Origin of the sequence: Streptomyces sp. NPDC048171 (assembly GCF_043202655.1) — a bacterium.
Classification (GTDB): domain Bacteria; phylum Actinomycetota; class Actinomycetes; order Streptomycetales; family Streptomycetaceae; genus Streptomyces.
Genome location: NZ_JBIDAU010000005.1, coordinates 436,326 through 461,426 on the forward strand (window position 1 = coordinate 436,326; position 25,101 = coordinate 461,426).

The window sequence follows — 25,101 nt, forward strand, 5'->3', positions numbered from 1 at the left end:
GATTCATAACTTCCCCTGCAGGCGGGCCCGATGAGCGGGCGTGCCGGAGGGGAGCGGCCATGTGGCCCGGTACGGCGGTACGTTGGCGGCGGCATGCGGGCAGGTGGCGCCGTGCCGTGTGCGCAGCCCTCATCACCGGTGCCGTGGTCCTCCCGCTCTCCGGTGCCGCACAGCCCCGGATCCCGGCCCCGCGCCCCGCCGAGCCGCCGGCGCCGACGGCCGCCACGCTGGCCGAGACCTACGCGGCCCACCGGGCCAACGCCGCAGAGGCGTCCCGGATGGCCGCCGACCACGGCGACCATCACCGTGCCGCGGCCGACCGTGCGATGTCCGACCCGTCCCGACGCCTCCTCGCCTTCGACGGCCGGGGCGCCGGACTGGCCACCGAGGTACTCGGCGACCTGGCGCGGGCGGACCGCGTCGCCGTTCTGGTCCCGGGCTCCGACACCGGCCTCGACACCTACGGCCGGTTCCGCGCCGCCGCCGTCGCGCTGCACCGGCAGCTCACCGCGCAGGCCCCCGCCGGGACCCGCACCGCGGTCATCGCCTGGCTGGGGTACGAGACGCCGGGCACGATCAGCACCGCCGTCGCCACCACCGGCCGCGCCGAGCGGGCCGCCCCGAAGCTCCGCGCCCTCGTCGCCGACCTGCGCCGGATCACCGGGCCGGACACCCGCCTCACCCTCCTCTGCCACTCCTACGGCTCGGTCGTCTGCGCCCGCGCCGCCGACGGCCTCGACGTCTCCGACATCGCCCTGCTCGGCAGCCCGGGCACCGGCGCCGACACGGCCGCGGGCCTGCGCAGCGGCGCCCGGATCTGGGCGGCGCGGGGCGACGACGACTGGGTGGAGCACGTTCCGCACCTCAGCACCGGGCTGTTCGGCACCACCGTCGGCTTCGGCACCGACCCGGTCTCCCCGCAGTTCGGCGCCCGGGTCTTCGACGCCGGCGGAGGCGGCCACAGCGACTACTTCGACCCCGGCTCCCTCTCCCTGACGAACCTGGCCCGGATCGCCCTGGGCGAGACCACGGAGGTGACCCATGACTGACGTGACCCGAGCGTCCGGAGCGGTCCGCTCGTCCCGAGTGGCCCGAGTGGCCCGAGCGTCCCGAGCGGCGCTGGAGATGCCGGAGACCCGGCCGAGCCCCACGCGGGACGCTCCCACCCGGTGGCCGGGTACCGCCCGGCGGCGCCTGTTCCGCTCCGCCGGCCGGATCGACGCCGCCACGCCCGCGTCGAGGGACCGGGCCGTCGACGGCCTGCGTGCCTTCGCCATCCTCGGGGTGGTCCTCGGACACTGGCTGGTGACGGCCCTGGTCGCCGACGGCACCAGCCTGCGTGCGGCCAGCCCGTTGGGGGACATGCCCTGGCTGGCCCCGGTCTCCTGGGCCTTCCAGACCCTTGCCGTGTTCTTCCTGGTCGGCGGTCATGTCGCCACCCGTGGCTACGCGTCCGCCCGCGCCCGGGGCGACTCCTACGGCCGCTGGCTGTCCGCCCGCCTCTCCCGGCTGTTCCGACCGGTCCTGGCCGTCCTCGGCCTGTGGACGGTGACGGCCGCGCTGCTGCTCCTGTCCGGCGCGGAGTTCGGCACCGTCCACACGCTGGTGAAGCTCGCCCTGTCCCCGATGTGGTTCCTGCTGGTCTTCGCGGCGCTGACGGCGGCGACGCCGCTGCTGACGCGGCTGAGCCCGCTGTGGCCGCTGGTCGTCGTCCTCCACGTCGACCTGATGCGCTTCGGTTTCGGCGCCCCGTCCTGGCTGGGCTGGCTCAACCTCGCGGTCGGCTGGCTGGTCCCCTTCACCCTCGGCGCCGCCTGGACCCGCGGCGAACTGGACCGCCGCCGCAGCGGCTGGATCCTGCTCACCGGGGGTACGGCGGCGACCGCGGCGCTGGTCGCCTGGGCGGGCTATCCGGCCTCGATGGTGGGCGTCCCGGGCGCCGCGGTGTCGAACCTCAATCCGCCGACCCTGGCCGCCGTCACCTTCGGTCTGGCGCAGTGCGGCCTCGCCCTGCTGCTGCGCGACCGGCTGCGACGCGCGATGCGGCGGCCGGTGGCGTGGGCGGCCGTCGCCCTGGTCAACCTCTCCGCCATGACGATCTTCCTCTGGCACCAGACGGCGCTGATGGCGACCACGGCCGGCAGCCTCCTACTGGGCCGCCTGCCCGGCCTGCACACGCGCCCCGACGGCCTGGACTGGGTCGCGGCCCGGATCGCCTGGCTCCCGGTGTTCGCGCTGGCCCTGGCGGGCTGCTGGGCCGCCTTTCGCTCCTGCGAGCGCGGTCGCGCCCGGCGCCGTTCCAAGATCGTCCGAGCCCACCGCCCGGACGGCCGGACGAGGACGGCGGGTGCACGTCATGTCTAGGGTGGGGCCCGTGACACGACGGGGGAAACGGCAGACGGCCCGGGGCCGCGTCGAACGCGCGCTGGGGGTGCTCCACGACGACCTCTGGACCTGGCGGCCGGATCCGCTGCCGCCGTCGGTGTGGCTGCGCTGGTTCCCGCACGGCATCGTCTGCCTGGCCGCCCTCGGCGTGCTGCTCGGTGCCGCGGCCCAACTCGGTGAGAACGGCGGGGTCGACCCCGGATTCGCCTTCGTCATCGCTCTCGCGCAGGCCGGTGCCATGGTCCTGGCGCTGTGGCGGCCGGTCGCGGCGTGGTGGCTGTCGATGGCGGGCATGCTGGTGGGGGCCTTCGCCGTGCGGGCCGAGATGGTGGCGGGCGGGGACAAGTTCACCTGGCCCTGGACGGCCGCCGGGCTCATCGCCCACCTCTTCGTCCTGCTCCTGCTCGCCCTGCGGGTGCGTACGCGGGTGTCCCTGGAGGCCCTGGCCCTGACCGCGCTCACCACCTACCTGGTGCAGGGCGTGGTGGGTGCGTCGAACTTCGAGCCGACCGGGATGCTCGCCGTCATCCTGTTCACGGTCGGCGTCGTTCTCGGCACCGCCCTGCGCGGCCGCCGCGAGGCACGCTCAGAACTCGCGCAGCAGACCTCGCTCACCGCCGAGGAGCGGGCCCGGCGCACCCTGCTGGAGGAGCGCAGCCGCATCGCGCGCGAGCTGCACGACGTGGTCGCCCACCACATGTCGGTGATATCCATCCAGGCCCAGGTCGCCCCCCTCCTCGTCGAGAACCCGCCGGACGAGCTGAGGGAGAACCTCGCGGGCATCCGGCAGAACGCGCTGGAGGCGCTCACCGAACTGCGCCGGGTGCTGGGCGTGCTGCGCTCCGAGCACCCCGACGTACTGGAGGCGTCCGAGGGCGGCGATCCCCTGCCGCACGCCCCGCAGCCCACCCTCGACCGGCTCGACGCGCTGGTGGAGAACACCAGGGCCGCCGGACTGACCGTCACCACCCAGGCGAGCGGCACGCGCCGGCCCCTGCCGCCCGGCGTGGAGCTGTCGGCGTACAGGATCGTCCAGGAGGCGCTCAGCAACGTCCTGCGGCACGCGCCCGGCGCGACCGCCCGGGTCCACCTCACGCACCTCCCGATCGGGCTGCGCGTGGAGGTCTCCAACACCCGCCCGAAGCGGGCGCCGGCGCCGTCGCAGGGGGCGGGGCACGGGCTGCTCGGCATGCGGGAGCGGGTGGCGATGCTCGACGGCAGCCTGACCGCGCACGCACTGCCGGGCGGCGGCTACCAGGTGGCGGCGTTCCTGCCGGCCGACGCCGCCGAACCCGCGGTCGCCCCCGACCTGGCCGGCACGGACGACCCCTCCGCCCACCACATCCCCGAGGACGACACCCGATGACGACCAGCAGCGACGGGCGCGTGATCCGTGTCCTGATCGCCGACGACCAGCAGATGGTCCGGCAGGGATTCACCGTGCTGCTCAACACCCAGCCGGACATCGAGGTGATCGGGCAGGCGGTGGACGGTCGGGACGCCGTCGCCAAGGTCGCCGAGCAGGCCCCGGACGTCGTCCTGATGGACATCCGCATGCCCGAGCTGGGCGGCATCGAGGCCACCCGCCTGATCACCGGGGCGACCCCGGAGATCAGGGTGCTGGTGCTGACCACCTTCGACCTCGACGAGTACGTGTACGAGGCGCTGCGGGCCGGGGCCTCCGGGTTCCTGCTGAAGGACGCGTCCGCCGACCAGCTCGCCGAGGCGGTCCGGGTGGTGGCGTCCGGGGACGCCCTGCTCGCGCCGGGCATCACCCGACGCCTGATCGCGGAGTTCTCCCGGCTGGACGACCGGCCGCGCGCCCCGCTGAAGGCGCGCGTGGGTGAGCTGACCGAACGGGAGACGGAGGTGCTCGCCCTGATCGCACAGGGCCTGTCGAACGCCGAGATCGCCCAGCGACTGGTCGTCGCCGAGCAGACGGTGAAGACCCATGTGGGCCGCATCCTGGTGAAACTGGGCCTCCGGGACCGCACCCAGGCGGCCGTGTTCGCGTACGAGTCGGGCCTCGTGCGGCCCTCGGGTTACTGACTCCGATGGACGCGCGCGGACCGTCCCCGGCCCCCGTAGTACCTGAGGCGGATGCCCAAGGACCCCTCTCACTGGTGACGACGGCCCCTCCCGCCGCCGCCTACCGTGGCAACGTGACCGAGACGACCCAGACGGGCAGCACGCCCCCAGGCGACGCGAGCGCGACCCGCAGCCCCGAGTACCGGCTGGCCAAGGACGCCCTGAGCGGCCTGCGCGAGGACCTGTTCCACGACGCCTTCGCCTACCGCCCGCTGTCCCGCACGGCCCCGGACGCCCCGTGGGCCCGCCGCCTGCCCGCACGGATGCGGCCGTACGCGGCCCGCGTCCCGTACCTGGCGGTGGCCGGCGCGGCGCTGCTGTGCTTCTACGGCGGCCTGGTGGGCGGTTACAGCAGCCAGTGGACCCTGCTGAGCGGGCTGGTGTGCGCGCTCCCGGTGCTGGCCACCCTGGTCCGGCCGGTCGGAGCCTTCTGGATGTCCATGGTGGCCACGCCCCTGGTGGCGCTGCTCGGCAGCAGCTGGGGGGACTGGCCGTGGCTGCCGGGGTCGTTCATGTGCCACACCGCCGTGCTGGTGATCGTGGCGATACGCACCCGCCCGCGCACCGCCGTGTGGATGTGGGTCATCACCGCGGCCTACGCCTTCTTCAACGAGTCCCTGTGGGGCCCGGGCCAGTACGGCAGCAACTCCGCGCCCCTGCTGGTGCTCACCGCCTTCGCCCTGCTCGCGATCTCGCTCTGGCACATCCGCCGCGACGCCCGGCAGCAGGTGACCGCCCAGCAGACGGTCACCGCGCACGAGCGGTCCCGGCGCACCCTGCTGGAGGAGCGCACCAACATCGCCCGCGAGCTGCACGACGTGGTCGCCCACCACATGTCGGTGGTCGCCATCCAGGCGGAGGCCGCGCCCTACCGGGTGGAGAATCCGCCGGAGGAGCTGGAGCGCGCCTTCGCCACCATCCGGGAGAACGCGGTGGCCGCCCTCACCGAGCTGCGCCGCGTCCTCGGTGTCGTCCGCGCCGAGGACTACGAGGCCCCGGACGCCCCGCAGCCCACGCTGACCGACCTGGACGCCCTGCTCGCCAACGTCCGCGAGGCCGGCCTCGGCGTGGAGAAGGCGGTGACCGGCGCGGTGCGCGAGCTGCCGCCCGGCGTGGAGCTGTCGGCCTACCGGATCGTGCAGGAGGCGCTGAGCAACACCCTGAGGCACGCGCCCGGCGCGACGGCCCGCGTGGAGGTCTCCTACGTCCTGGGCGGCCTGGGCCTGCGCATAGTCAACACCGCCATCCCGGCGAACACCCTGGTCAAGCCGTCCCCCGGCGCAGGACACGGAGTCACCGGCATGCGCGAGCGCGTCTCGATGCTGAACGGCGAGATGACGGCCGGCCCGACCGACGACGGCGGCTACGAGGTGGCGGTGTTCCTGCCGGTCACCGCGGTGAGCGAGGGTGACGCATGACCGGCCGCACGATCCGGGTCCTGATCGCGGACGATCAGATGATGGTGCGCGAGGGCTTCTCGGTCCTGCTGAACGCGATGCCGGACATCGAGGTCGTCGGCGAGGCGGTCAACGGCCGTGAGGCGGTCGACCGCGTCCGCGAACTCGCCCCCGACGTCGTCCTGATGGACATCCGCATGCCGGAACTGAACGGCATCGAGGCGACCCGGGAGATCGTCGCCGCCGACGGCACGTCGAAGGTCCTGGTGCTGACCACCTTCGACCTCGACGAGTACGTGTACCAGGCGCTGCGCGCGGGCGCCTCCGGCTTCCTCCTCAAGGACGCCTCCGCCCGCCAGCTCGCCGACGGCGTCCGGGTGGTCGCGGCCGGCGAGGCCCTGCTCGCGCCCTCGATCACCAAGCGCCTGATCACCGAGTTCTCCAAGCTCTCCGACGCCCCGCGCCTGATGCCCTCGGCGCAGGCGGCCTACGGGGACCTGACCGAGCGGGAGACGGAGGTCCTGGTGCTGATCGCGCAGGGCCTGTCGAATTCGGAGATCGCCGAGCGCCTCGTGGTCGCCGAGTCGACGATCAAGACGCACGTCAGCCGCATCCTGGTGAAGCTGGGCCTCAGAGACCGCACCCAGGCGGCGGTGTTCGCCTACGAGGCACGGCTGGTGACGCCGGGCTGAGGGCGTGGCCGCGAGGGGCGGCGACGGGCCGGCGGCCTCTGGTCAGCGTCGATGCCACCGGCTAGCGTCCGTCCATGGCCGCCATCGACAGCTCCGCGCGCTCCGCACGCTTCGACCCGTGGGACCCCGCGTTCGTCGCCGACCCCTACCCCGCCTTCGCCGAGCTGCGGGACCGGGGCCGGGTGCACTACTACGAGCCGAGCGACCAGTGGCTGGTCCCGCACCACGCGGACGTCTCGGCGCTGCTGCGCGACCGGCGTCTGGGCCGGACCTACCAGCACCGGTTCTCGCACGAGGAGTTCGGCCGCACCCCGCCCCCGCCGGAGCAGGAACCCTTCCACACGCTCAACGACCACGGGATGCTCGACCTGGAGCCGCCGGACCACACCCGGATCCGGCGCCTGGTGTCGAAGGCGTTCACGCCGCGCACCGTGGAGCGGCTGAAGCCGTACGTGCGCGCGCTGGCGGACGACCTGGTCGCCGGGGTGGTTGCGGCGGGCGGCGGCGATCTGCTCACCGACCTGGCCGAGCCGCTGCCGGTCGCGGTGATCGCCGAGATGCTGGGCATCCCGGAGGCCGACCGGGCGCCCTTGCGGCCCTGGTCAGCGGACATCTGCGGGATGTACGAGCTGAACCCGTCCGAGGAGACCGCGGCGAGGGCGGTCCGCGCCTCGCTCGACTTCTCGGACTACCTGCGCGGGCTGATCGCCGCCCGCCGCAAGGAACCCGGCGAGGACCTCGTCTCCGGTCTGATCGCGGCCCACGACGAGGACGACGACCGCCTCACCGAGCAGGAGATGATCTCGACCTGCGTGCTGCTCCTGAACGCCGGTCACGAGGCCACGGTGAACGCGACGGCCAACGGCTGGCTGGCCCTGTTCCGCAACCCGGACCAGCTGGCGGCCCTGCGCGCCGACCACTCCCTCGTCCCGACCGCGGTCGAGGAGCTGATGCGCTACGACACCCCGCTGCAGATGTTCGAGCGCTGGGTGCTGGACGAGATCGAGATCGACGGGACGACGATCCCGCGCGGCGCGGAGGTGGCGCTGCTGTTCGGCTCCGCCAACCACGACCCGGCGGTGTTCGCCGACCCGGAACGCCTCGACCTCGCCCGCCGGGACAACCCGCACATCTCCTTCAGCGCGGGCATCCACTACTGCATCGGCGCGCCGCTCGCCCGGATCGAACTCGCGGCGTCCATGACGTCCCTCCTGGAGCGGGCCCCGACGCTGCGGCTCGCGGCGGAACCGGAGCGGAGGCCGAACTTCGTGATGCGGGGCCTGACGGGGCTACCCGTGCACCTGTGAGCGCCCGCGACCGCGCCGCGTGAGCAGCCAGGCGCCGAGCCCCCACCCCAGCCCGGGCAGGACCGCGCCGACGACCACGACGAGAGGCAGTTCGACGAGGGCGGCGCCGAAGTCCTGGCCGTTGTTCTCGAACTTGAGGCCCAGATGCCGCTGCGTGCGATCGGATGCCGCCCACAGCCACAAGGCACCCACGACCCCCACCGCCGAGACCACACATCCACCACACGTCACCGCATCTCGCTTCATGACCACCAGGACGCCGTAGGCCCGCCCTCCGGTTCGCCGCGCCGGCTCAGGTACTCACGTCCCGCCGCCGCAGCCCCGCCAGCCCCGCCGCCACCAGCACAGCCGCGATCAGCAGCAGCACCAGCACCGGTGACCAGCTCATCTCCCCGCCCGGCAGCTTCGGCAGATGACCGAACGGCGAGACGCCCAGCACCGCCTGCGGCACGTCCAGCGCCGGTCCCACCCAGCCGAGCAGCAGCACCGCTCCCGCGATCCCCCACGCGGCGACCGCGCCCCGCGGCAGCACCCCGTGCAGCAGCACCGCCGCCCCGCCGATCACCCACACCGCGGGCAGCTGCACGAGGCACGCGCCGAGGATCGCCCCGGCGTCCCGCCCGTAGCCGGCCGCGAAACCGGCGCCGGCGAGCAGCATGATGAGCGCCGCGCCGCCGAAGGCGACGACGAGGTGCCCCGCCGCCCACCGCAGCCGCCCCACGGCGCCCGCGAGCACCGGCTCCGCGCGCCCGGACGTCTCCTCGCCGCTGAGCCGCAGCACCGACGCCACGAGGTAGAGCGCGGCGACCAGCCCGAGCATCCCGACCATCGCCGACACGAACGCGTCGGTGATCCGGGCCTGGCCGCCCATCCGCTCGATGATCCCGCGGGCCTGCTCGTTGTCCCCGACCAGATCCGCCGCGCCCTCCGTCATCCCGCCGTACACGAGACCGGCGAGGAGGAAGCCGACGCTCCAGCCGAGGACGCTGCCCCGTTGCAGCCGCCAGGCCAGCGCACCGGCCGTCGAAAGGCGCCCGGTGGCCGGTCCCGGCCGGGTCGGCAGGAAGCTCATGCCGAGGTCCCGGCGCCCGGCGAGCCCGTAGGCCACCGCGCCCTGCACCACCGCCGCGCCGGCGATCAGCGCCAGCACCCACCACCGCTCGCCGGCGAAGGGGCGCAGGTTCTCCAGCCACCCCAGCGGCGACAGCCACGTCAGCACCGACGAACCGTCGGCCGTCGCGGAGTCACCGGCGGCGCGCAGTACGAAGGACCCGCCCAGCACTCCGGCCGTCAGCCCCCGGGCCAGCCGCGCGCTCTCGGTCAGCTGGGCGACGATCGCCGCCATGGTCGCGAAGAGCATCCCGACACCCGCGACGCCCAGCCCGAAGGCCACCGCTCCGGCCGCCCCCTGCCCGGCCAGTCCGGCGATCACGAGCAGCGCGAGGGCGGCGTTCGCGACCGCCGCCGTGAGCAGGGCCGCCGTCAGCGAGGCGCGGCGGCCGACCATGCCGGAGGCGACGACCTCCTGCCGTCCGCTCTCCTCCTCGTCGCGGGTGTGCCGTACGACGACGAGGAGGCTCGTCACGGCGGCGAGCGCGGCGGCGTACACGCCGACCCGCCAGGCGGTGAGGGCGCCCAGACCGTCGTCGAAGAGCGGGCCGACCATGGCGCGCAGCGAGGAGTTGGTCTCCATCTGCCGTACCAGGTCCGCGCGTTCGGCTGCGGTGCCGTACAGGCCCTCGATGGTGCCCGGCATGGACAGGACCATGAGGGCGTTCACCGCGACCCAGACCGGGATCATCACCCGGTCCCGGCGCAGCGCGAACCGCAGCAGTGTGCCGGTGCCGGCCAGTTGGCGCGAGCTGCCCGGCCGTACCCCGAGGGCGGCGCCGGCGGTCATCGCGCCGCCACCTCCTCGGCCTCCTCGCCGACGGTGTCCTCGGCCTGGTAGTGCCGCAGGAACAGCTCCTCCAGCGTCGGTGGCGTCGAGGTCAGCGACCGCACGCCCGACTCGGTCAGCGACCGGAGTACGGCGTCGAGTCTGTCGGTGTCGACCTGGAGCCGGACCCGGTGGCCCTGGACGTCGAGGTCGTGTACGCCGGGCAGGTCCGCCAAGCCGTTCGGCGCACCCGCGAGTTCGGCGCTCACACTGGTGCGGGTCAGGTGGCGCAGTTGGGCGAGCGAGCCGCTCTCCACGGTCCGCCCCTTGCGGATGATGCTGACGCGGTCGCACAGCTCTTCGACCTCGCTGAGGATGTGGGAGGAGAGCAGCACCGTCCGGCCGCGCTCGCGCTCCTCGGCCACGCACCGCTGGAAGACCTCCTCCATCAACGGGTCGAGCCCGGAGGTGGGTTCGTCGAGGATCAGCAGGTCGACGTCGGAGGCGAAGGCGGCGACGAGCGCGACCTTCTGCCGGTTGCCCTTGGAGTACGTGCGCCCCTTCTTGGTCGGGTCCAGCTCGAACCGCTCGAGCAGTTCCGCCCGGCGCGCCTTGTCCAGGCCGCCGCGCAGCCGCCCGTAGAGGTCGATGACCTCTCCGCCGGAGAGATTGCGCCACAGGGTCACGTCACCGGGCACGTAGGCGATCCGCCGGTGCGCCTCCACGGCGTCGGTCCACGGGTCGCGGCCCAGCACCTGGGCGGCACCGGAGTCGCCGCGCAGCAGGCCTAGCAGGACGCGGATGGTGGTGGACTTGCCGGCGCCGTTGGGCCCGAGGAAGCCGTGCACCTCGCCCGCCTCGACCTCCAGGTCGAGCCCGTCCAGCGCGTGCGTCCGCCCGAACGACTTGTGGAGCCCGGAGACGCTGATTGCCTTCGTCATGATTCGGAAAGTACAGTGTATTCACAAATTTGTGAAGTTAAGAAACCGTCAGGATGTGAGGGATGATCGAGCGATGAGCGAAGCAGCGGAGGCGGGGGGCGCGGGGCGTGATCCCGAGGCGGTGTCGAAGTTCGTCGAGGGCTTCGCGGCCCAGCTCGTCGAGGCGGGGATGCAGCGGATGCCGGCCCGGGTCTTCGCCGCGCTCCTGGCCTCCGACTCGGGCTCGCTGACCTCGGCGGAACTGGGCGAATGCCTCCAGGTCAGCCCGGCCGCCGTCTCCGGCGCCGTGCGCTACCTCTCGCACCAGCACATGGTCTCCCGCGAGCGTGAACCCGGCTCCCGGCGGGAGCGGTACCGGGTGCACAGCAACCAGTGGTACGAGGCCCTCACCAACCGCGAGGCCATCATCAAGCGCTGGGAGAGCGCCCTGCGCGAGGGCGTCGCGAGCCTGGGCGCGGAGACCCCGGCGGGCCGCCGCATGTCGGAGACGCTGGCGTTCTTCGAGTTCGTCGACGAGGAGATCGCCGCGATGATGGAACGCTGGCGCGTCCACCGGGAAAAGGCCTTCGGCACCCCCTGACCAGCCCCGAACCACCACCCGCCGCCGACGCCCCACCGAACCACCCGCGGCCGCCGACGGCGAGGACGCCCCACCGAACCACCGGCACCCGCCGACGGCGAGGACGCCCCACGGGGGCCACCCGCACCCGACAACGCATGCCGCACGGGTGGTGCGGGTGGGAACGACGAACGCCGAAGGCGAAGCCGAGGCGTCACACCACCGGCAACGTCAACCCCCACGCCCCCTCCCGCACCGTCCACGTCCGCGTCCGCACCGGCCCCGAAACCACCGCATCCGCGCGATAGCGAAAGTGCGCCCCCGACACCGTCACCGCCCGCCCACTCCCCGTAAGCGGCACCGTCACCGACTCCGCCCCCACGGGCACCGGACGCACCTCCACCACGGCCATCCCCCCGGCCCCGGGTATCAAGGACACCGCCTCGACCGGCTGATCGAAGTCAACCAGCGTCGCCCCGTCCACCTCCACCCGCAGCCGGGCCGGCGCCCCACCCGCCCCCGGTGCCACCGCCGCCCGCGAGGATGCCAGGGTCCGCACGAGCGACTGGCAGGTCCGCAGCCAGGGACGACCCACCCCGGATTCCCCGCGCGCCGCGTCCGCGCCGGCGTCCTCAACGCGTTCCCGAGGACCGCCGGAGGCAACCGGCGGAATCCCCACCGCCCCCAGCACCACCCCGTCGCTGTCGTCGACGAGCAGATCCAGTCGCCGTTCCGCCCCGTCCAGCACGGCCCGGGCCGCCGCCACCGCCCCGGTGGGCAGCCCCAGCGACCGGGCGAGGCCGAGCGCCGAACCCACCGGCACCACCGACAGCGCGCACCCCGCCAGCTCCCGCCGCCGGTGCAGCAGGCCCACCGCCCGCAGCAGCGCACCGTCGTCACCGACCACCACGGGCCGCCGCGAACCACGCCGTCCGAGCGCCCGCGCGAACTCCTCCGGACCGTCCGGCAGACACACCTTCGTACCCGCCGCACCCGCGCTGAGCACGTCTTTCGCGATCCTGACGGACTCCCCGTCGGCCCTCCGGGCGACCGGATCGACGACCACCAGAAGCTGGTCGGGCCTCGCGGAGGAGTTCGCGGATGAGCTCACGGAAGTCGCCACCTCGGCCATGCCTCGCTTCCTCGGGTAGCATCTTTGTGCAAGAGCCCCTTGCGCTATTGCGCCAGGGGCTTCGTCTATTCCGGGGCATCCGGTCCGACGGTTGGCGGCCAACGACGGTCGCGGTGTACGTGGCTCAAGACCGCCGCGTACTCCCTCGACCTTGGACATGCCCCGCCCGGAAGGGGTGTACGCGCGTGCCCGCACTTGTGCTGCTCGGTGCTCAGTGGGGTGACGAAGGCAAGGGAAAGGCGACGGACCTGCTCGGTGGTTCCGTCGACTATGTGGTGCGCTACCAGGGCGGCAACAACGCCGGCCACACGGTAGTCGTGGGCGATCAGAAGTACGCCCTTCACCTGCTCCCTTCCGGAATCCTGTCTCCCGGCTGTACGCCGGTCATCGGTAACGGTGTCGTTGTCGACCCGTCGGTCCTGTTCTCCGAGCTGAGCGGGCTGAACGAGCGCGGCGTCGACACGTCCAAGCTCCTGATCAGCGGAAACGCGCACATCATCACGCCGTACAACGTGACCGTCGACAAGGTGACGGAACGCTTCCTCGGCAAGCGCAAGATCGGCACCACCGGCCGCGGCATCGGCCCGACCTACGCCGACAAGATCAACCGCGTCGGCATCCGCGTCCAGGACCTCTACGACGAGTCGATCCTCACCCAGAAGGTCGAGGCGGCGCTGGACGTCAAGAACCAGATGCTCACCAAGCTCTACAACCGGCGCGCGATCGCCGTCGACCAGGTGGTCGAGGAGCTGCTGGGCTACGCCGGCAAGCTCGCCCCCTACGTCGCCGACACCGTCCTGGTCCTCAACCAGGCCCTGGACGACGACAAGGTGGTCCTCTTCGAGGGCGGCCAGGGCACGCTGCTCGACATCGACCACGGCACGTACCCCTTCGTCACGTCCTCGAACCCGACCGCGGGCGGCGCCTGCACCGGCGCCGGTGTGGGACCGACGAAGATCAGCCGGGTCATCGGCATCCTCAAGGCCTACACGACCCGCGTCGGCGCCGGTCCCTTCCCGACCGAGCTGTTCGACGAGGACGGCGAGGCCCTGCGCCGCATCGGCGGCGAGCGAGGCGTCACCACCGGCCGCGACCGCCGCTGCGGCTGGTTCGACGCGGTGATCGCCCGCTACGCCACCCGCGTCAACGGCCTCACCGACTTCTTCCTCACCAAGCTCGACGTCCTCACCGGCTGGGAGCAGATCCCGGTCTGTGTGGCGTACGAGATCGACGGCAAGCGCGTCGAGGAGCTGCCGTACTCGCAGTCCGACTTCCACCACGCGAAGCCGGTCTACGAGACGCTGCCCGGCTGGAGCGAGGACATCACCAAGGCGAAGTCCTTCTCCGACCTGCCGAAGAACGCCCAGGCGTACGTGAAGGCGCTGGAGGAGATGTCCGGCGCCCCGATCTCCGCGATCGGCGTGGGCCCGGGCCGGGACGAGACGATCGAGATCAACTCGTTCCTGTAGGAGACTGAGGGCAGTTGTAGGAAGCCGCGGGAATCCGCGGACGTAGGGCGACGGAGCGAGTGGAACATGCGGATCGGCAACCCCCTCCCCGTCGCCCTGCGCCGAAAGCCCACCACCCGGACGTGGATCTGGCTGACCGTCGCGGTCGTCGCCGTGACCGGCGGGCTCTTCTACGTCGACGGCCACCGCGTCTCCGCCGCCCCGCACGCGGACGACGCCAAGTGCGACAAGGTCGTCTCCCGCCTGCCGGACGGCATACCCGGCGCCTCCCGTGACTGGGCCCTGGGTGACGGGGTCGCGTCCTGGGGCGGCCAGAAGGCGGTCTTCCGGTGCGGCGCCGAGGAACTGCCGCCGAACATCAACCTCTGCGTCACCGTCGACGGCGTCGACTGGGTCCTGGACGAGGACCGGCTCAAGCGCGACGGCGTGAGCGTGCTGCGGACGTACGGCCGTTCACCGGCCGTGGAGTTCACGTACGACGGCCCGCGCGAGGAGGTGGGCGGCATCCTCACCGCGCTCGACCCCGCCGTGCGGTGGATCCCGCAGCAGCGCAAGTGCATCGGCCTGGACGACGCCGACGTCCTGTAGCACCGACGTCCTGCAACACCGGCTTCCTGTAGCCCTCCGGCCCGGCCGCCCTTCGTTCGGCCCCCTCCGCCGGGCGCCGGCCCCGGCGGTGGTGTCGGATCGGGGGCATGACCGACCGCCACAGCGCCGCTTCCTGCCAGGGCCCGTACGGCGGCGGGACCGGGCCCGGCGACTGCGGCGACCCGGCCCGCTTCGAGGTCGCCCGGCATCTGCGCACGCCGCTGCGGGTGTGCCCCGTACACCTGGGCCCCGCGCTGCTGCTGGCCGAGGGCGTGCTGTGGCCGCCGGGGATCACCCTGGTGCGGTGAGAAGGCCGGGAGGCCGCCGGGGGAGCGCGCACGCCGGAGTGGTTGACTGGGGCGACCCGCCCACGAGGGCGCGGGGACGCGGAAGGAAGCCGTACGGTGCCCGGACGATCCGACGACATGGCACGTCAGTTCGAGCTGGACCGGCCCCGGCTGCGGGCCGTCGCGTACCGGATCCTCGGCTCCCTCGGCGAGGCCGACGACGCCCTGCAGGACGCCTGGCTGCGCGCCGACCGCACGGACACCTCCGACGTGGCGAACCCCTCCGGCTGGCTCACCACGGTCGTCGCCCGGGTCTGCCTCAACATGCTCCGCGCCCGCGCCGGCCGCCGCGAGGAGCCGCTGGAGGACGTGCCCCCTGGCCCCCGGTCCGGCGCACGGTCCGGTCCCCGGCCGGCCGATCCGGAGGAGGAGGCCCAGCTCGCCGACTCCGTCGGGATCGCGCTGCTGATCGTCCTGGACACCCTGGGCCCCGCCGAACGGCTCGCGTTCGTGCTGCACGACATGTTCGACGTGCCCTTCGACGACATCGCCGAGATGCTCGCCAAGACCCCCGCGGCCACCCGCCAGCTGGCCAGCCGCGCCCGCCGCCGGGTCCGGGGCGTCCCCGCGCCGGTCGCCGACCCGCCCCGCCGGCGCCGCGCGGTCGACGCCTACCTGGCGGCCACCCGCGGCGGCGACTTCGACGCGCTGGTCTCGCTGCTCCACCCGGACGTCGTCCTGCGCGCCGACGCCGCGGTCATCCCGACGCCCGAGCCCGTCACCGTGTCCGGCATGGAGCCGGTGGCCAGGGGAGCGATGGCCTCGATGGCCAGGGCGCACTCCGCCGCCGTGGTCCTCGTCGACGGCCTGGCCGGCATCGCGACCGCCGCACACGGCCGGCTGGGCGTGGTCCTCCGCTTCACCTTCGCGGACGACGACCGCATCACCGGCATCGACGTGATCGCGGAACCGGAACGCCTGAACGAACTGGACATCACGGGCGTGAGCTGAGGTCGTGCGCGCTGAGTTCGTGCACGCTGAGTTCGTACACGTCACGTCGGCCGAAGAAGGCGGCCGAAGAAGGCGGCCCTCATGGTCTTCGGCATGCAGGACAGCCCTGAGCAGTCGTCCACCGGCGAGCCGTTCTTCACCGAGCTGGACGCCGAGGTCGAGGTGGATCCGATCATGAACGCCGACGAGCTGCGCAAGGGCCTCTCCCAGCTCCGCCGACCGGAGCCGGACCGCCCCGTCAGCTGAAGACGATCATCGATCCCTGGGCCAGGCTCCGCGTGGCCGCCGCGTGCAGGCCCAGCCACACGTGGCGCTCCCGGGCGAAGGGACTGGAGTCGTAGGGCGCCGGCACGGCCGGCTCCTCCAGCTCCGTCGGCGCGAGCGGCGGCTGCGGCGGCGCCGGGGGGTTGGTTGGGTCGATGCCGAGGGCCGGGGCGACGGACTCCAGCTCCCGCAGCAGGGCGTGCGAGGAGCCCAGGGGTCCGCCGCCCGCGAGGAGTTCGTCGTCGGCGAGCGGGTGCGGGAAGTCGACCGGGACGTAGGCGCCCGCGTGGTCGTAGTGCCAGACCAGGTGCGACTGCTGGGCCGTCGACTCGAACATCTCCAGCAACTGCTCGTAGTCGCCGCCGAGTTCGTCCACCGGTGTCACCGGCAGCCCGCACACCTGGAGCAGGTGCGCCCGCCGCAGGAAGTGCAGCGCGTCGTAGTCGAAACCGGCCACCGGCCCGACCTCGCCGGTGAGTCCCGGCATGTACTGGTACACCGGCACCGGCGGCAGCCCGGCCTCGGCGAGCACCTTGTCGTATTGCGCGAGTTCTTCGGCGAACGGGTTGTCCGGCGTGTGGCACAAGACGTCGACGAGCGGTACCAGCCACAGGTCACAGGCCAAAAGAGGGCTCCTCACACAGCACAGCGGGTCAGGAAAGGGTAGTCGGTGCGTGTCGCGTGCAGGTCCCATACCCATCTGGCGCCCGACCACGACACCTCAGCCGTTGGTCATCCAGCCCTTGGCCATCCCCGGTGGCCATTCCCCGGGGGTCATCCTCCGGTGGTCCCCAGGTCGTCCCGGGCGAGCCGTTCGATCAGCGCGAGCGAGTGGGCGTTGTACGCGTGCACCAGCGACCGCGCGCCCGGCACGTCGCGGCGGCCGAGGGCGTCGACCAGCTCGGTGTGCCCGGACCACAGCGCGCCGCGCAGCTCGCTGAGCCGGCGCAGGTGCTGCACCGTGCACACCCAGGACTGCACGCGCAGCCGGTGCAGGAAGTCGGAGAGGTAGGCGTTGCCGAAGAGGACGGCCAGCTCGCGCCAGAACCGCAGGTCGTAGCCGATGAGGACGGTCAGGTCGCCGGCCGCGGCGGCGCGCTGGGCCTCCTCGCCCCGCCGCCGCACTCCGGCGAGGGCTGCGGCGACGCGCGGGTCGTCGGGGTCCGGGCCGCCCTCCAGGTCCCCGGCGAGGGACAGGAACATCCCGTCGGTCACCAGGTTGCGGGCCTCGATCATGCCGCGGAAGTCGTCGACCGAGTACTCGTGCACCCGGAAGCCCCGGTGGTGGTCGGCGTCCAGGAGCCCCTGCGCGGACAGGTCGACCAGGGCCTCCCGCACGGGCGTCGCGGACACCCCGTACTGCTCGGCGATCTCCTTGACGGTGAACTCCTGCCCCGGCTGGAGCCGGCCGGCCAGCACCTCGTCGCGGAGCGCGTCGGCGATCTGCTGCCGCAGGGTGCTGCGCGTGACGGCACCGGTGCCGCTGGGGCCGGGCATGGGCGGGCGTCTCCTCGTCGCGGGCGGGGCGGGCGGACGTGCGCGCCCCCGGGCGGGCTCGTAGGGCTCGCACACATGTCTACGGTGTACGAGCACGCCACCATACGCGCCGGCGCCCCCTCCCTGCCCGCAAGCGGGCAGGGACTCCACGGTGTACTTCCTCTGCTACTCGGTGTGCCCGAGGCTCGCTACCCGGTGTACTCGTCCGCCACGGACAGTGCCGTGTCCAGAACCGCCAAGCCCTCCTTCAGCTCGGCCTCCGAGATGTTGCACGGCGGCACGACGTGCGTGCGGTTCATGTTCACGAACGGCCACACGCCGTGGGCCTTGGCGGAGGCGGCGAAGGCGGACATCGGGGTGGCCGCCTGCCCGGTCGCGTTGTAGGGCACCAGGGGCGCCCGGGTCTCCCGGTTCTTCACCAGGTCCAGCGCCCAGAACATGCCGGTGCCGCGCACGTCGCCCACGCTGGGGTGCCGCTCGGCCAGCTCCCGCAGGGCCGGCTCGACGACCTCGGCACCGAGGCGCGCCGCGTGCTCGACGATGCCCTCCTCGGCCATCACGTTGATCGTGGCGACGGCCGCCGCGCAGGCCAGCGGGTGCCCGGAGTAGGTCAGGCCGCCCGGGTAGGGGCGCTCGGCGAACGTCTCGGCGATCTTCGCGGAGATGGCGACACCGCCCAGCGGCACGTACCCCGAGTTCACGCCCTTGGCGAAGGTCATCAGGTCGGGCACGACGTCGTACAGGTCGGCCGCGAACCACGTACCGGTCCGCCCGAACCCGGCCATGACCTCGTCCAGCACGAAGACGATGCCGTACTTGTCGCAGATCTCGCGGACCCCGGCGAGGTAACCGGCCGGCGGCATCATGATCCCCGCCGTGCCCGGGACCGTCTCCAGGACGATCGCGGCGACGGACGCCGGGCCCTCGAAGGCGATCGTCGTCTCCAGGTGCTCCAGCGCCCGCGCGCACTCCTGCTCCTCCGTCTCGGCGTAGAAGCGCGAGCGGTACAGGAAGGGGCCCCAGAAGTGGACGACACCCGCGGTGCCGCTGTCGGAGGCCCAGCGGCGCGGGTCGCCGGTGAGGTTGATCGCCTGCTGTGTGCCGCCGTGGTACGAGCGGTACGCCGACAGCACCTTCGGCCGCCCGGTGTGCAGCCGCGCCATGCGCACGGCGTGCTCGACGGCGTCGGCGCCGCCGTTGGTGAAGAAGATCTTGTCCAGGTCGCCGGGCGTCCGCTCGGCGATCAGCCGGGCCGCCTCCGAGCGCGCCTCGACGGCGAACGCGGGCGCGAACGTCGTCATCTTCGCCGCCTGCTCCTGGATCGCGGCGACGACCTTGGGGTGCTGGTAGCCGATGTTGGTGTAGACGAGTCCGCTGGCGAGGTCGAGGTAGCGCTTGCCCTCGTAGTCCCAGAAGTACGATCCCTCGGCGCCGGCGACGGCGAGCGGGTCGATGAGCTCCTGGGCGGACCAGGAGTGGAAGACGTGCGCGCGGTCCGCGGCCTTCACGGCGGCGCCGGCCTGGAGGTGGGGCTCAGGAGTCATGCCGCCGAGCGTAGATGTCCGCGATGCGGAAACGGAATCGGCGTCCTGTCTGCGGTCCGGGGCTTTCCACGACAGGTTGTCGACGTGCGGGCACCCCCGTCACGGACAAGACCCCCTCGGACAGGTACCCCCTCGGACAAGACCCCCTCCTCGGAGGGGGCGCCCGCACTATCCTCGCCCTGTTGCGCACGTTCGGGGGAAGGCGGCGGCGGCATGCACGAGCTGGGGGACGGGGATCCGCAGCGCATCGGGGAGTACCGGCTGCTGGGGCGGCTGGGTGCGGGCGGGATGGGCCACGTCTATCTGGCCCGCTCGGACCGGGGGCGCACGGTCGCCGTGAAACTGGTCCGCGAGGAGCTGGCCGCGCTGGAGGAGTTCCGGGAGCGCTTCCGGCAGGAGGTCGCGGCCGCCCGTCGGGTCGGCGGCCACTGGACCGCGCCCGTGCTGGACGCCGACACCGAGGCCGCCGTGCCGTGGCTGGCCACCGGGTACGTGGCGGGCCCCAGCCTCCAGCAGGTCGTCGGGCACGACCACGGCGCCCTGCCCGAGCGGTCGGTCCGCATCCTGGGGGCCGGTCTCGCGCACGCCCTCCAGGACATCCACGCCGCCGGGATCGTCCACCGCGACCTCAAGCCGTCCAATGTGCTCGTCACCATCGACGGGCCCCGCGTCATCGACTTCGGCATCGCGCGGGCCCTCCAGACGGTCACCGACGGCGGGCTCACTCGCACCGGGGCGCTCGTCGGCTCGCCCGGTTTCATGGCGCCGGAGCAGGTGCGCGGCGACCGGATCACGCCCGCCTGCGACGTCTTCTGCCTCGGCTCCGTCCTCGCCTACGCCGCCACCGGCGCGCTGCCCTTCGGCACCGCCAACAGCGGCGTGCACGCCCTGATGTTCCGCATCGCGCAGGAGGAGCCCGACCTGGACGGCGTGCCCGAGGGCATCGCCGACCTGGTGCGCGACTGTCTGAAGAAGGACCCCGCCGCGCGCCCCGTCCTCGCCGAGGTCCTGGAGCGCACGGGCGCGCAGGACACGGTCACCGAAGGCCGCTCCCGCGACCCGTGGCTGCCCGGCGCCCTGGTCGCCCAGCTCGGCCGGCACGCCGTACGGCTGCTGGACACGGAGAACCCGGAGAACCCGGAGAACCCGGAGAACCCGGAGAACCCGGAGAACCCGGATGCCCCGGGTGGCACGTCCCCGCTCACACAGACCCGGGTGGCGGGGCCCCCGCCACCGCGCGAGCCGGGCAGCGCGGGCGGCGGAGGCGGGGGAGCCCCGCTGAACCACCTCCCCACGCTGGTCGCGGGCCAGACCCCGCCCTCCACACCCCCGCCCGCCCACGGGTACGCCGTCCGGGCCCCCGCCTGGAACGGGCCGCCGCCCTCCGGTCACCCGCAGCCGTACGGGATCGGCGGCCCGACCCCGCCCTACGGGCCCCCACCGCCGTACGGCCCGCTCTACGACCCGCCCCGGAGAGGCCGCTCCACCGCGCTGCTGATCGCCGTCGCCCTGGTCGTCGCGCTCGGCGCAGGCGGCTCGGTGTACGCCCTGATGAGCGGGGGCGGCGACGACCGGGCCGACGGCGACCCCACCCCGGCGCCGACTGCCTCCGTGTCCCGGAACACGGACGGATCGGCTCCGACCGTCGACGCGGACCAGCCGACCCCGCAGGGCGGCCCGATCCCGACGGCGTACCTGGGCACCTGGACCACCACCATCGACAACGCCTCCGGCGTCCACACCCGGACGCTGACCATCCGGCAGGGCGAGGTGGGAGACACGGTCCTGTCCCTCGCCGCCGACGGTCCCGCGGGCAACGGCACCTACCACTGCGTCTTCGAGGCCGACCTGACCGGCACCCCGGCCCCCGGCGGCCGAGTGACGCTCGGCCCCTCCACGGTGACCACGGGCCCGTCCACCACCTGCACCCCGGGCGCCCCCACGGAGGTCGCCCTCCTCCCGAACGGCACCCTGAAACGCACGAACACAACCACAGGCGAAACCCTGACCTACACCCGCCAGTAGCCCCACCCAGCTGCGGGCGGCGATCCCGCTCAGCTGCGGGCAGTCATACAGCCCGCCCACCCCCACCCAGCTGCGGGCAGTCGTGCCGCTGGGGCGGCACGGGTGGGCGCAGCGGCACCCGGCCGGCGCCGGCCCGCGTAACCCACCCCCGGCTCACCCGCACGCCGGTCACCACACAGCCGACCTCACCGCACCGACGTCACCGCACAGCCGACGTCACCGCACCAACCTCACCGCAAACCCCAGTGGCACGTCACCGCGGCTCCGGCGGCCGCTGCCGAGGCATGTTCGGCCGAGCCCCGTTCGCAGGCGCCGAGAACCGCCCCGGCCCGGCGGCCCCCGCCTCCGAGGACCGGCCGCCCGCCATCCCGCCCCCCACCCCCGACTGCAGCCCCAGCGGCGCCACCCCGGACCGGAAGTCCACCATCCAGTCCGTCGTCTCCGCCCGCACCAGCTCCGTCACGTCCTCCGAGAACCGCCGCAGGACCAGCAGGCACCGCTCGGCCGCCTCGCTGGCCGTCCCGTCCGCCGGCCCCAGCACCTCCCGCACGCTCTCCGACGCCCAGTCGAACTGGAGCGCCTGGAGCCGCCGCTGCACCGCCTGCGCCGTGGCCACGTCCCGCATCCACCCGGACGTGACCCCGAAGTACCGGTCCCCGGCCACGCAGGCCACCGCGACCAGCAGTGCGACGTACCCCCAGGGGGCCGCCCCGCCCAGCAGCCCGGACATGTCGAGCAGCGGCAGCGCCGCCCCGGCGACCGCCCCCGCCGCCGCCCCGCCCCGCAGCAGCACGGCGGCCCTCCGCTTCCAGACCCGGTCGGCCAGATACCAGGCCGCCGTGTCCAGCGCACCCCGCTCCACCCACCGGTACAGCTCGTCCAGCCGGTCGGCGGGCAGCGCCCAGTCGCCGAGCGGAAACGCCCGCCCGGCCAGGTCGCCCGGCCGCGCCCCGGCCGCCCCCTGCTCGCCCCGCCCGTCCTGCGGCGGCCCCTCGGGCTGCCTCTCCGGCTGACCCACCCGGCACTCCCTACTGGTCACCGTCCGCTCCTGCTCGGAACCCTTCCTACCGCCCAATGGGTGGCGAAGCCGTGGCTTCCGCCGTCTTTCCGCCCGTACGTGGGCCTTGATCAGGTATAGGACTCGGGCGACATCACTCGAAAGAGTGCTGGGGCGAGGGCCGCCCGGACCACGTAGGCTCGTGCCGAACGGGAAAAATCCGCGACGAGCCGTAGTGACAGGAGCCGAACGTGATCCCCGGTGGTGGCCAGCCCAACATGCAGCAGTTGCTCCAGCAGGCCCAGAAGATGCAGCAGGACCTCGCCCGGGCCCAGGAGGAACTGGCACAGACCGAGGTCGAGGGCCAAGCGGGCGGCGGCCTGGTGAAGGCGACGGTCACCGGCTCCGGCGAGCTGCGCGGCCTCGTGATCGACCCGAAGGCGGTGGACCCGGAGGACACCGAGACCCTCGCAGACCTGGTCGTCGCCGCGGTCCAGGCGGCCAACGAGAACGCGCAGACCCTCCAGCAGGAGAAGCTCGGACCCCTCGCCCAGGGCATGGGCGGCGGCAGCGGCATCCCCGGCCTGCCTTTCTGAGTTCGCCTTTCTCAGACCGGCGGAAGCCATCTACCGTACGTAGTGCAGGAACCTCAGGAAGGACGGCAGTCCGTTGTACGAAGGCGTGGTCCAGGACCTCATCGACGAGCTCGGGCGGCTGCCCGGCGTCGGTCCCAAGAGCGCGCAGCGGATCGCCTTCCACGTCCTCCAGGCGGAACCGACCGACGTACGACGGCTCGCTCAGGCCCTCATGGAAGTGAAGGCCAAGGTCCGCTTCTGCGCGACCTGTGGGAACGTCGCGCAGGAGGAGCAGTGCAACATCTGCCGCGACCCCCGGCGCGACCCCGCCGTCATCTGCGTGGTGGAGGAGCCGAAGGACGTCGTCGCCATCGAGCGCACCCGTGAGTTCCGCGGTCGCTACCACGTGCTCGGCGGCGCGATCAGCCCGATCGACGGGGTCGGCCCCGACGACCTCCGCATCCGTGAGCTGCTGGCCCGCCTGGCCGACGGCACGGTGACGGAGCTGATCCTGGCCACGGACCCGAATCTGGAGGGCGAGGCCACGGCCACGTACCTCGCCCGCATGATCAAGCCCATGGGCCTCAAGGTCACCCGCCTGGCCAGCGGCCTCCCGGTGGGCGGCGACCTGGAATACGCGGACGAGGTGACCCTCGGCCGCGCCTTCGAGGGGAGACGACTCCTAGATGTCTGACGCCACGCTGCACGCGACCGACCAGAACCCAGACGACTTCGCGGTCCAGATCGCGGACCAGATCGAAAGCTTCCTGGTCGCGGTCACGGAAGTGGCCAAGGGCGACGAACCGGACTCGGCCGTCCCCTTCCTCCTCCTGGAGGTCTCCCAGCTCATGCTGGCCGGCGGCCGCCTGGGCGCCCACGAGGACATCGTCCCCGACGAGCGCTACGAGCCCGACCCGGGCCCGGAACTCGACGTCGACGAACTCCGCGAGAACCTCGCCCGCATCCTCGACCCCGTCGACGTCTACTCCGAGGTCTTCGACCCCTACGAGCCGCGCAAGGCCCCGGTCCCGGCCCGTATCTCGGACGACCTCACCGACGTCATCACCGACCTCCGCCACGGCATGGTCCACTACAAGGCCGGCCGCACCACGGAGGCCCTGTGGTGGTGGCAGTTCTCCTACTTCTCCAACTGGGGCTCCACCGCCTCCGCCACCCTGCGCGCCCTCCAGTCGATCGTCGCCCACGTCCGCCTCAACCAGCCCCTGGCCGCCCTCGACGGCCTGGACACCGACGAGGACCTCGGCGACGACACCCTGGAGACCGAGGCCGGCCGGGTCATGGTGGAGGAGATCGCCGGACCGCTGGGGCTGCGGCCGGTGAAGTGACGGCCTCGTCCGTCCCGGTCACGCACGGCCACCGTTGCCGATACGCTCGGTAGTCCACGAGTAGCCGGAGGTGGACGCTGTGCCGGTACCGAACGACAACTCCCGGCCACCCGCGGCCTGGTGCTACAGCGGCAACCAGATCAGACGCTGGCGCACCCTGGCCAACGTCAGCCGCGAGGCCCTGGCGGCAGCCGCCAACTACGCCCCCGAGACCATCTCGTCCATGGAACGCGGGGTACGGATGCCGTCGCCCCGCCTCCTCGACATCGCGGACGAACTCTGCGGCGCGCAGGGCATGCTGAGCGCGGCGAAGGAGTACGTCCGCAGGGAGCGGTACTCCGCGCGGGCGGTGGACTTCATCGAGCGGGAGCGCGAGTCGACGAGCCTGTGGACGTACGAAGTCGCGCTGGTGCCGGGCCTGTTGCAGACGCGGTCCTACGCGAAGGCGCTCATCGACAACCGCATCCCGCCCCTGGACGAGGAGACGGTGGAGGAGCGGGTCGCCGCACGGATGGAACGCCAGGCGATCCTCACCGGTCGGAAGCCACCGGTGGGGCTGAGCTTCGTGCTCTACGAGGCGGTTCTGCGGAGCCAGTTGGTGGACGAGGAACAGTTGCAACACCTGCTGGAGGTCTCCCGACTGCGCAATGTGGTGGTGCAGGTACTGCCCTTCGAGAGAGCGTTCGCCAATGCCCTGGAAGGGCCGATGGTGCTGCTGGAGGGCCCGGACCACGAGCGGTGCGCCTTCATGGAGGGCGGGTTGGCGAGCGAATTCTCGGCCGATCCGGGTGTTGTCAGCCGCGTCACCGAGCGGCTAAGCATGATCCGCACGCGGGCCCTCGACCCCGATGAGACGGCCCGCTTGATCGAGCGGATGGTGGGTCAGCGTGAGTGATCAGTTGAAGTGGTTCAAATCGAGCTACAGCGACAGTGAGGGCGGGAACTGCGTCGAGGTCGCCCACGCCGACGCCATCCACATCCGCGACTCCAAGTCCACCCGACCTGGCCCCGAACTCCAGATGTCGCCGGCCTCTTGGTCGGCGTTCATCGCCGCAGTTCAGCCCGGAGCTTGAGCCCCGGGGCCAGGGCTCTTCCCGGGCTGCGGGAGATCGTCCGGC

At 72.9% G+C, this 25,101-nt stretch carries 27 protein-coding genes; 19 read left to right on the plus strand and 8 right to left on the minus strand.

Annotation, left to right across the window (positions count from 1 at the left end; genetic code table 11):
- Positions 1-59: 59 nt before the first annotated feature.
- From ACGF3J_RS16600 to ACGF3J_RS16630, 7 genes are all read left to right on the plus strand, one after another.
- The gene (locus tag ACGF3J_RS16600) at positions 60-1,049 is read left to right on the plus strand and encodes an alpha/beta hydrolase (RefSeq protein ID WP_161328297.1); all 990 of its coding nucleotides are present in this window, start codon (positions 60-62) and stop codon (positions 1,047-1,049) included.
- A gap of 76 nt (positions 1,050-1,125) precedes the next feature.
- The gene (locus tag ACGF3J_RS16605; protein ID WP_161328314.1) at positions 1,126-2,364 is read left to right on the plus strand and encodes an acyltransferase; all 1,239 of its coding nucleotides are present in this window, start codon (positions 1,126-1,128) and stop codon (positions 2,362-2,364) included.
- Positions 2,357-3,751: a sensor histidine kinase gene (locus ACGF3J_RS16610; RefSeq protein WP_161328298.1), complete on the plus strand. Its 1,395-nt coding sequence runs from the start codon at positions 2,357-2,359 to the stop codon at positions 3,749-3,751. Before ACGF3J_RS16605 ends, ACGF3J_RS16610 begins: the two co-directional genes overlap by 8 nt.
- A complete protein-coding gene (locus ACGF3J_RS16615) occupies positions 3,748-4,434 on the plus strand; it encodes a response regulator transcription factor (protein ID WP_161328299.1) in 687 nt (228 codons plus the stop codon). Before ACGF3J_RS16610 ends, ACGF3J_RS16615 begins: the two co-directional genes overlap by 4 nt.
- Positions 4,435-4,547: 113 nt before the next feature.
- On the plus strand, positions 4,548-5,891 hold the full coding sequence (locus ACGF3J_RS16620; RefSeq protein WP_346346079.1) for a histidine kinase: 1,344 nt from the start codon (positions 4,548-4,550) through the stop codon (positions 5,889-5,891).
- Positions 5,888-6,562, plus strand: coding sequence for a response regulator transcription factor (locus ACGF3J_RS16625; RefSeq protein ID WP_122616757.1), 675 nt, complete (start codon positions 5,888-5,890; stop codon positions 6,560-6,562). Before ACGF3J_RS16620 ends, ACGF3J_RS16625 begins: the two co-directional genes overlap by 4 nt.
- Before the next feature lie 74 nt (positions 6,563-6,636).
- On the plus strand, positions 6,637-7,869 hold the full coding sequence (locus ACGF3J_RS16630) for a cytochrome P450 (protein WP_393854224.1): 1,233 nt from the start codon (positions 6,637-6,639) through the stop codon (positions 7,867-7,869).
- Here ACGF3J_RS16630 and ACGF3J_RS16635 read toward each other — a convergent pair.
- The 3 genes from ACGF3J_RS16635 to ACGF3J_RS16645 all read right to left on the minus strand — a co-directional run bounded on the left by ACGF3J_RS16635 (position 7,852) and on the right by ACGF3J_RS16645 (position 10,689).
- Entirely contained in the window at positions 7,852-8,061 is a 210-nt protein-coding gene (locus ACGF3J_RS16635) for a hypothetical protein (RefSeq protein ID WP_346346080.1), read from the minus strand. The two genes, ACGF3J_RS16630 and ACGF3J_RS16635, sit on opposite strands and share 18 nt — an antisense overlap.
- A gap of 100 nt (positions 8,062-8,161) precedes the next feature.
- The gene (locus tag ACGF3J_RS16640) at positions 8,162-9,769 is read right to left on the minus strand and encodes an ABC transporter permease (RefSeq protein WP_161328303.1); all 1,608 of its coding nucleotides are present in this window, start codon (positions 9,767-9,769) and stop codon (positions 8,162-8,164) included.
- Positions 9,766-10,689: an ABC transporter ATP-binding protein gene (locus ACGF3J_RS16645; protein WP_161328304.1), complete on the minus strand. Its 924-nt coding sequence runs from the start codon at positions 10,687-10,689 to the stop codon at positions 9,766-9,768. The genes ACGF3J_RS16640 and ACGF3J_RS16645 overlap by 4 nt, the downstream gene beginning before the upstream one ends.
- A gap of 73 nt (positions 10,690-10,762) precedes the next feature.
- On the opposite strand from ACGF3J_RS16645, the gene ACGF3J_RS16650 reads away from it, so the two are divergent.
- Positions 10,763-11,269: a GbsR/MarR family transcriptional regulator gene (locus ACGF3J_RS16650; RefSeq protein WP_202557964.1), complete on the plus strand. Its 507-nt coding sequence runs from the start codon at positions 10,763-10,765 to the stop codon at positions 11,267-11,269.
- 193 nt (positions 11,270-11,462) lie between these two features.
- Here the strand turns inward: ACGF3J_RS16650 and ACGF3J_RS16655 are convergent, their stop codons facing one another.
- Positions 11,463-12,380, minus strand: a complete 918-nt coding sequence (locus tag ACGF3J_RS16655) for a diacylglycerol kinase family protein (RefSeq protein WP_161328305.1) — start codon at positions 12,378-12,380, stop codon at positions 11,463-11,465.
- A 185-nt stretch (positions 12,381-12,565) separates the two neighbouring features.
- Here ACGF3J_RS16655 and ACGF3J_RS16660 point away from each other — a divergent pair, with 185 nt between their 5' ends.
- From ACGF3J_RS16660 to ACGF3J_RS16680, 5 genes are all read left to right on the plus strand, one after another.
- Positions 12,566-13,849 carry an adenylosuccinate synthase gene (locus ACGF3J_RS16660; protein WP_161328306.1) on the plus strand — a complete coding sequence of 428 codons (1,284 nt, stop codon included), beginning with the start codon at positions 12,566-12,568 and terminating at the stop codon, positions 13,847-13,849.
- 66 nt (positions 13,850-13,915) lie between these two features.
- Entirely contained in the window at positions 13,916-14,437 is a 522-nt protein-coding gene (locus tag ACGF3J_RS16665) for a DUF3515 family protein (protein WP_161328307.1), read from the plus strand.
- Positions 14,438-14,544: 107 nt separating this feature from the next.
- Positions 14,545-14,745, plus strand: coding sequence for a hypothetical protein (locus tag ACGF3J_RS16670; protein ID WP_161328308.1), 201 nt, complete (start codon positions 14,545-14,547; stop codon positions 14,743-14,745).
- 117 nt (positions 14,746-14,862) lie between these two features.
- Positions 14,863-15,735: a sigma-70 family RNA polymerase sigma factor gene (locus ACGF3J_RS16675; protein WP_202557965.1), complete on the plus strand. Its 873-nt coding sequence runs from the start codon at positions 14,863-14,865 to the stop codon at positions 15,733-15,735.
- Between the two features lie 93 nt (positions 15,736-15,828).
- Positions 15,829-15,981 carry a hypothetical protein gene (locus ACGF3J_RS16680; RefSeq protein WP_202557966.1) on the plus strand — a complete coding sequence of 51 codons (153 nt, stop codon included), beginning with the start codon at positions 15,829-15,831 and terminating at the stop codon, positions 15,979-15,981.
- On the opposite strand, the gene ACGF3J_RS16685 is transcribed toward ACGF3J_RS16680, so the two are convergent.
- The 3 genes from ACGF3J_RS16685 to ACGF3J_RS16695 all read right to left on the minus strand — a co-directional run bounded on the left by ACGF3J_RS16685 (position 15,974) and on the right by ACGF3J_RS16695 (position 19,040).
- A complete protein-coding gene (locus tag ACGF3J_RS16685; RefSeq protein WP_161328310.1) occupies positions 15,974-16,624 on the minus strand; it encodes a hypothetical protein in 651 nt (216 codons plus the stop codon). The genes ACGF3J_RS16680 and ACGF3J_RS16685 overlap by 8 nt on opposite strands.
- Before the next feature lie 149 nt (positions 16,625-16,773).
- Entirely contained in the window at positions 16,774-17,496 is a 723-nt protein-coding gene (locus tag ACGF3J_RS16690; protein WP_161328311.1) for a GntR family transcriptional regulator, read from the minus strand.
- 188 nt (positions 17,497-17,684) lie between these two features.
- The gene (locus ACGF3J_RS16695; RefSeq protein ID WP_161328312.1) at positions 17,685-19,040 is read right to left on the minus strand and encodes an aspartate aminotransferase family protein; all 1,356 of its coding nucleotides are present in this window, start codon (positions 19,038-19,040) and stop codon (positions 17,685-17,687) included.
- 213 nt (positions 19,041-19,253) lie between these two features.
- On the opposite strand from ACGF3J_RS16695, the gene ACGF3J_RS16700 reads away from it, so the two are divergent.
- Complete coding sequence (locus tag ACGF3J_RS16700) at positions 19,254-21,065, plus strand: serine/threonine-protein kinase (protein ID WP_393854225.1); 1,812 nt, start codon at positions 19,254-19,256, stop codon at positions 21,063-21,065.
- A gap of 253 nt (positions 21,066-21,318) precedes the next feature.
- Here ACGF3J_RS16700 and ACGF3J_RS16705 read toward each other — a convergent pair whose 3' ends face one another.
- A complete protein-coding gene (locus ACGF3J_RS16705; RefSeq protein WP_161332395.1) occupies positions 21,319-22,083 on the minus strand; it encodes an SLATT domain-containing protein in 765 nt (254 codons plus the stop codon).
- Between the two features lie 230 nt (positions 22,084-22,313).
- On the opposite strand from ACGF3J_RS16705, the gene ACGF3J_RS16710 reads away from it, so the two are divergent.
- The 5 genes from ACGF3J_RS16710 to ACGF3J_RS16730 all read left to right on the plus strand — a co-directional run bounded on the left by ACGF3J_RS16710 (position 22,314) and on the right by ACGF3J_RS16730 (position 25,056).
- Positions 22,314-22,658 carry a YbaB/EbfC family nucleoid-associated protein gene (locus tag ACGF3J_RS16710; RefSeq protein ID WP_079163602.1) on the plus strand — a complete coding sequence of 115 codons (345 nt, stop codon included), beginning with the start codon at positions 22,314-22,316 and terminating at the stop codon, positions 22,656-22,658.
- Positions 22,659-22,731: 73 nt separating this feature from the next.
- Positions 22,732-23,331: a recombination mediator RecR gene (recR, locus tag ACGF3J_RS16715; protein WP_064729020.1), complete on the plus strand. Its 600-nt coding sequence runs from the start codon at positions 22,732-22,734 to the stop codon at positions 23,329-23,331.
- Positions 23,324-23,983 (plus strand): DUF5063 domain-containing protein, encoded by a 660-nt coding sequence (locus ACGF3J_RS16720; protein WP_161332396.1) that lies wholly within the window; start codon positions 23,324-23,326, stop codon positions 23,981-23,983. Before recR ends, ACGF3J_RS16720 begins: the two co-directional genes overlap by 8 nt.
- A 79-nt stretch (positions 23,984-24,062) precedes the next feature.
- Positions 24,063-24,878 (plus strand): DUF5753 domain-containing protein, encoded by an 816-nt coding sequence (locus ACGF3J_RS16725; RefSeq protein WP_161332397.1) that lies wholly within the window; start codon positions 24,063-24,065, stop codon positions 24,876-24,878.
- Positions 24,871-25,056, plus strand: a complete 186-nt coding sequence (locus ACGF3J_RS16730; protein ID WP_161332398.1) for a DUF397 domain-containing protein — start codon at positions 24,871-24,873, stop codon at positions 25,054-25,056. The genes ACGF3J_RS16725 and ACGF3J_RS16730 overlap by 8 nt, the downstream gene beginning before the upstream one ends.
- Positions 25,057-25,101: the final 45 nt, after the last annotated feature.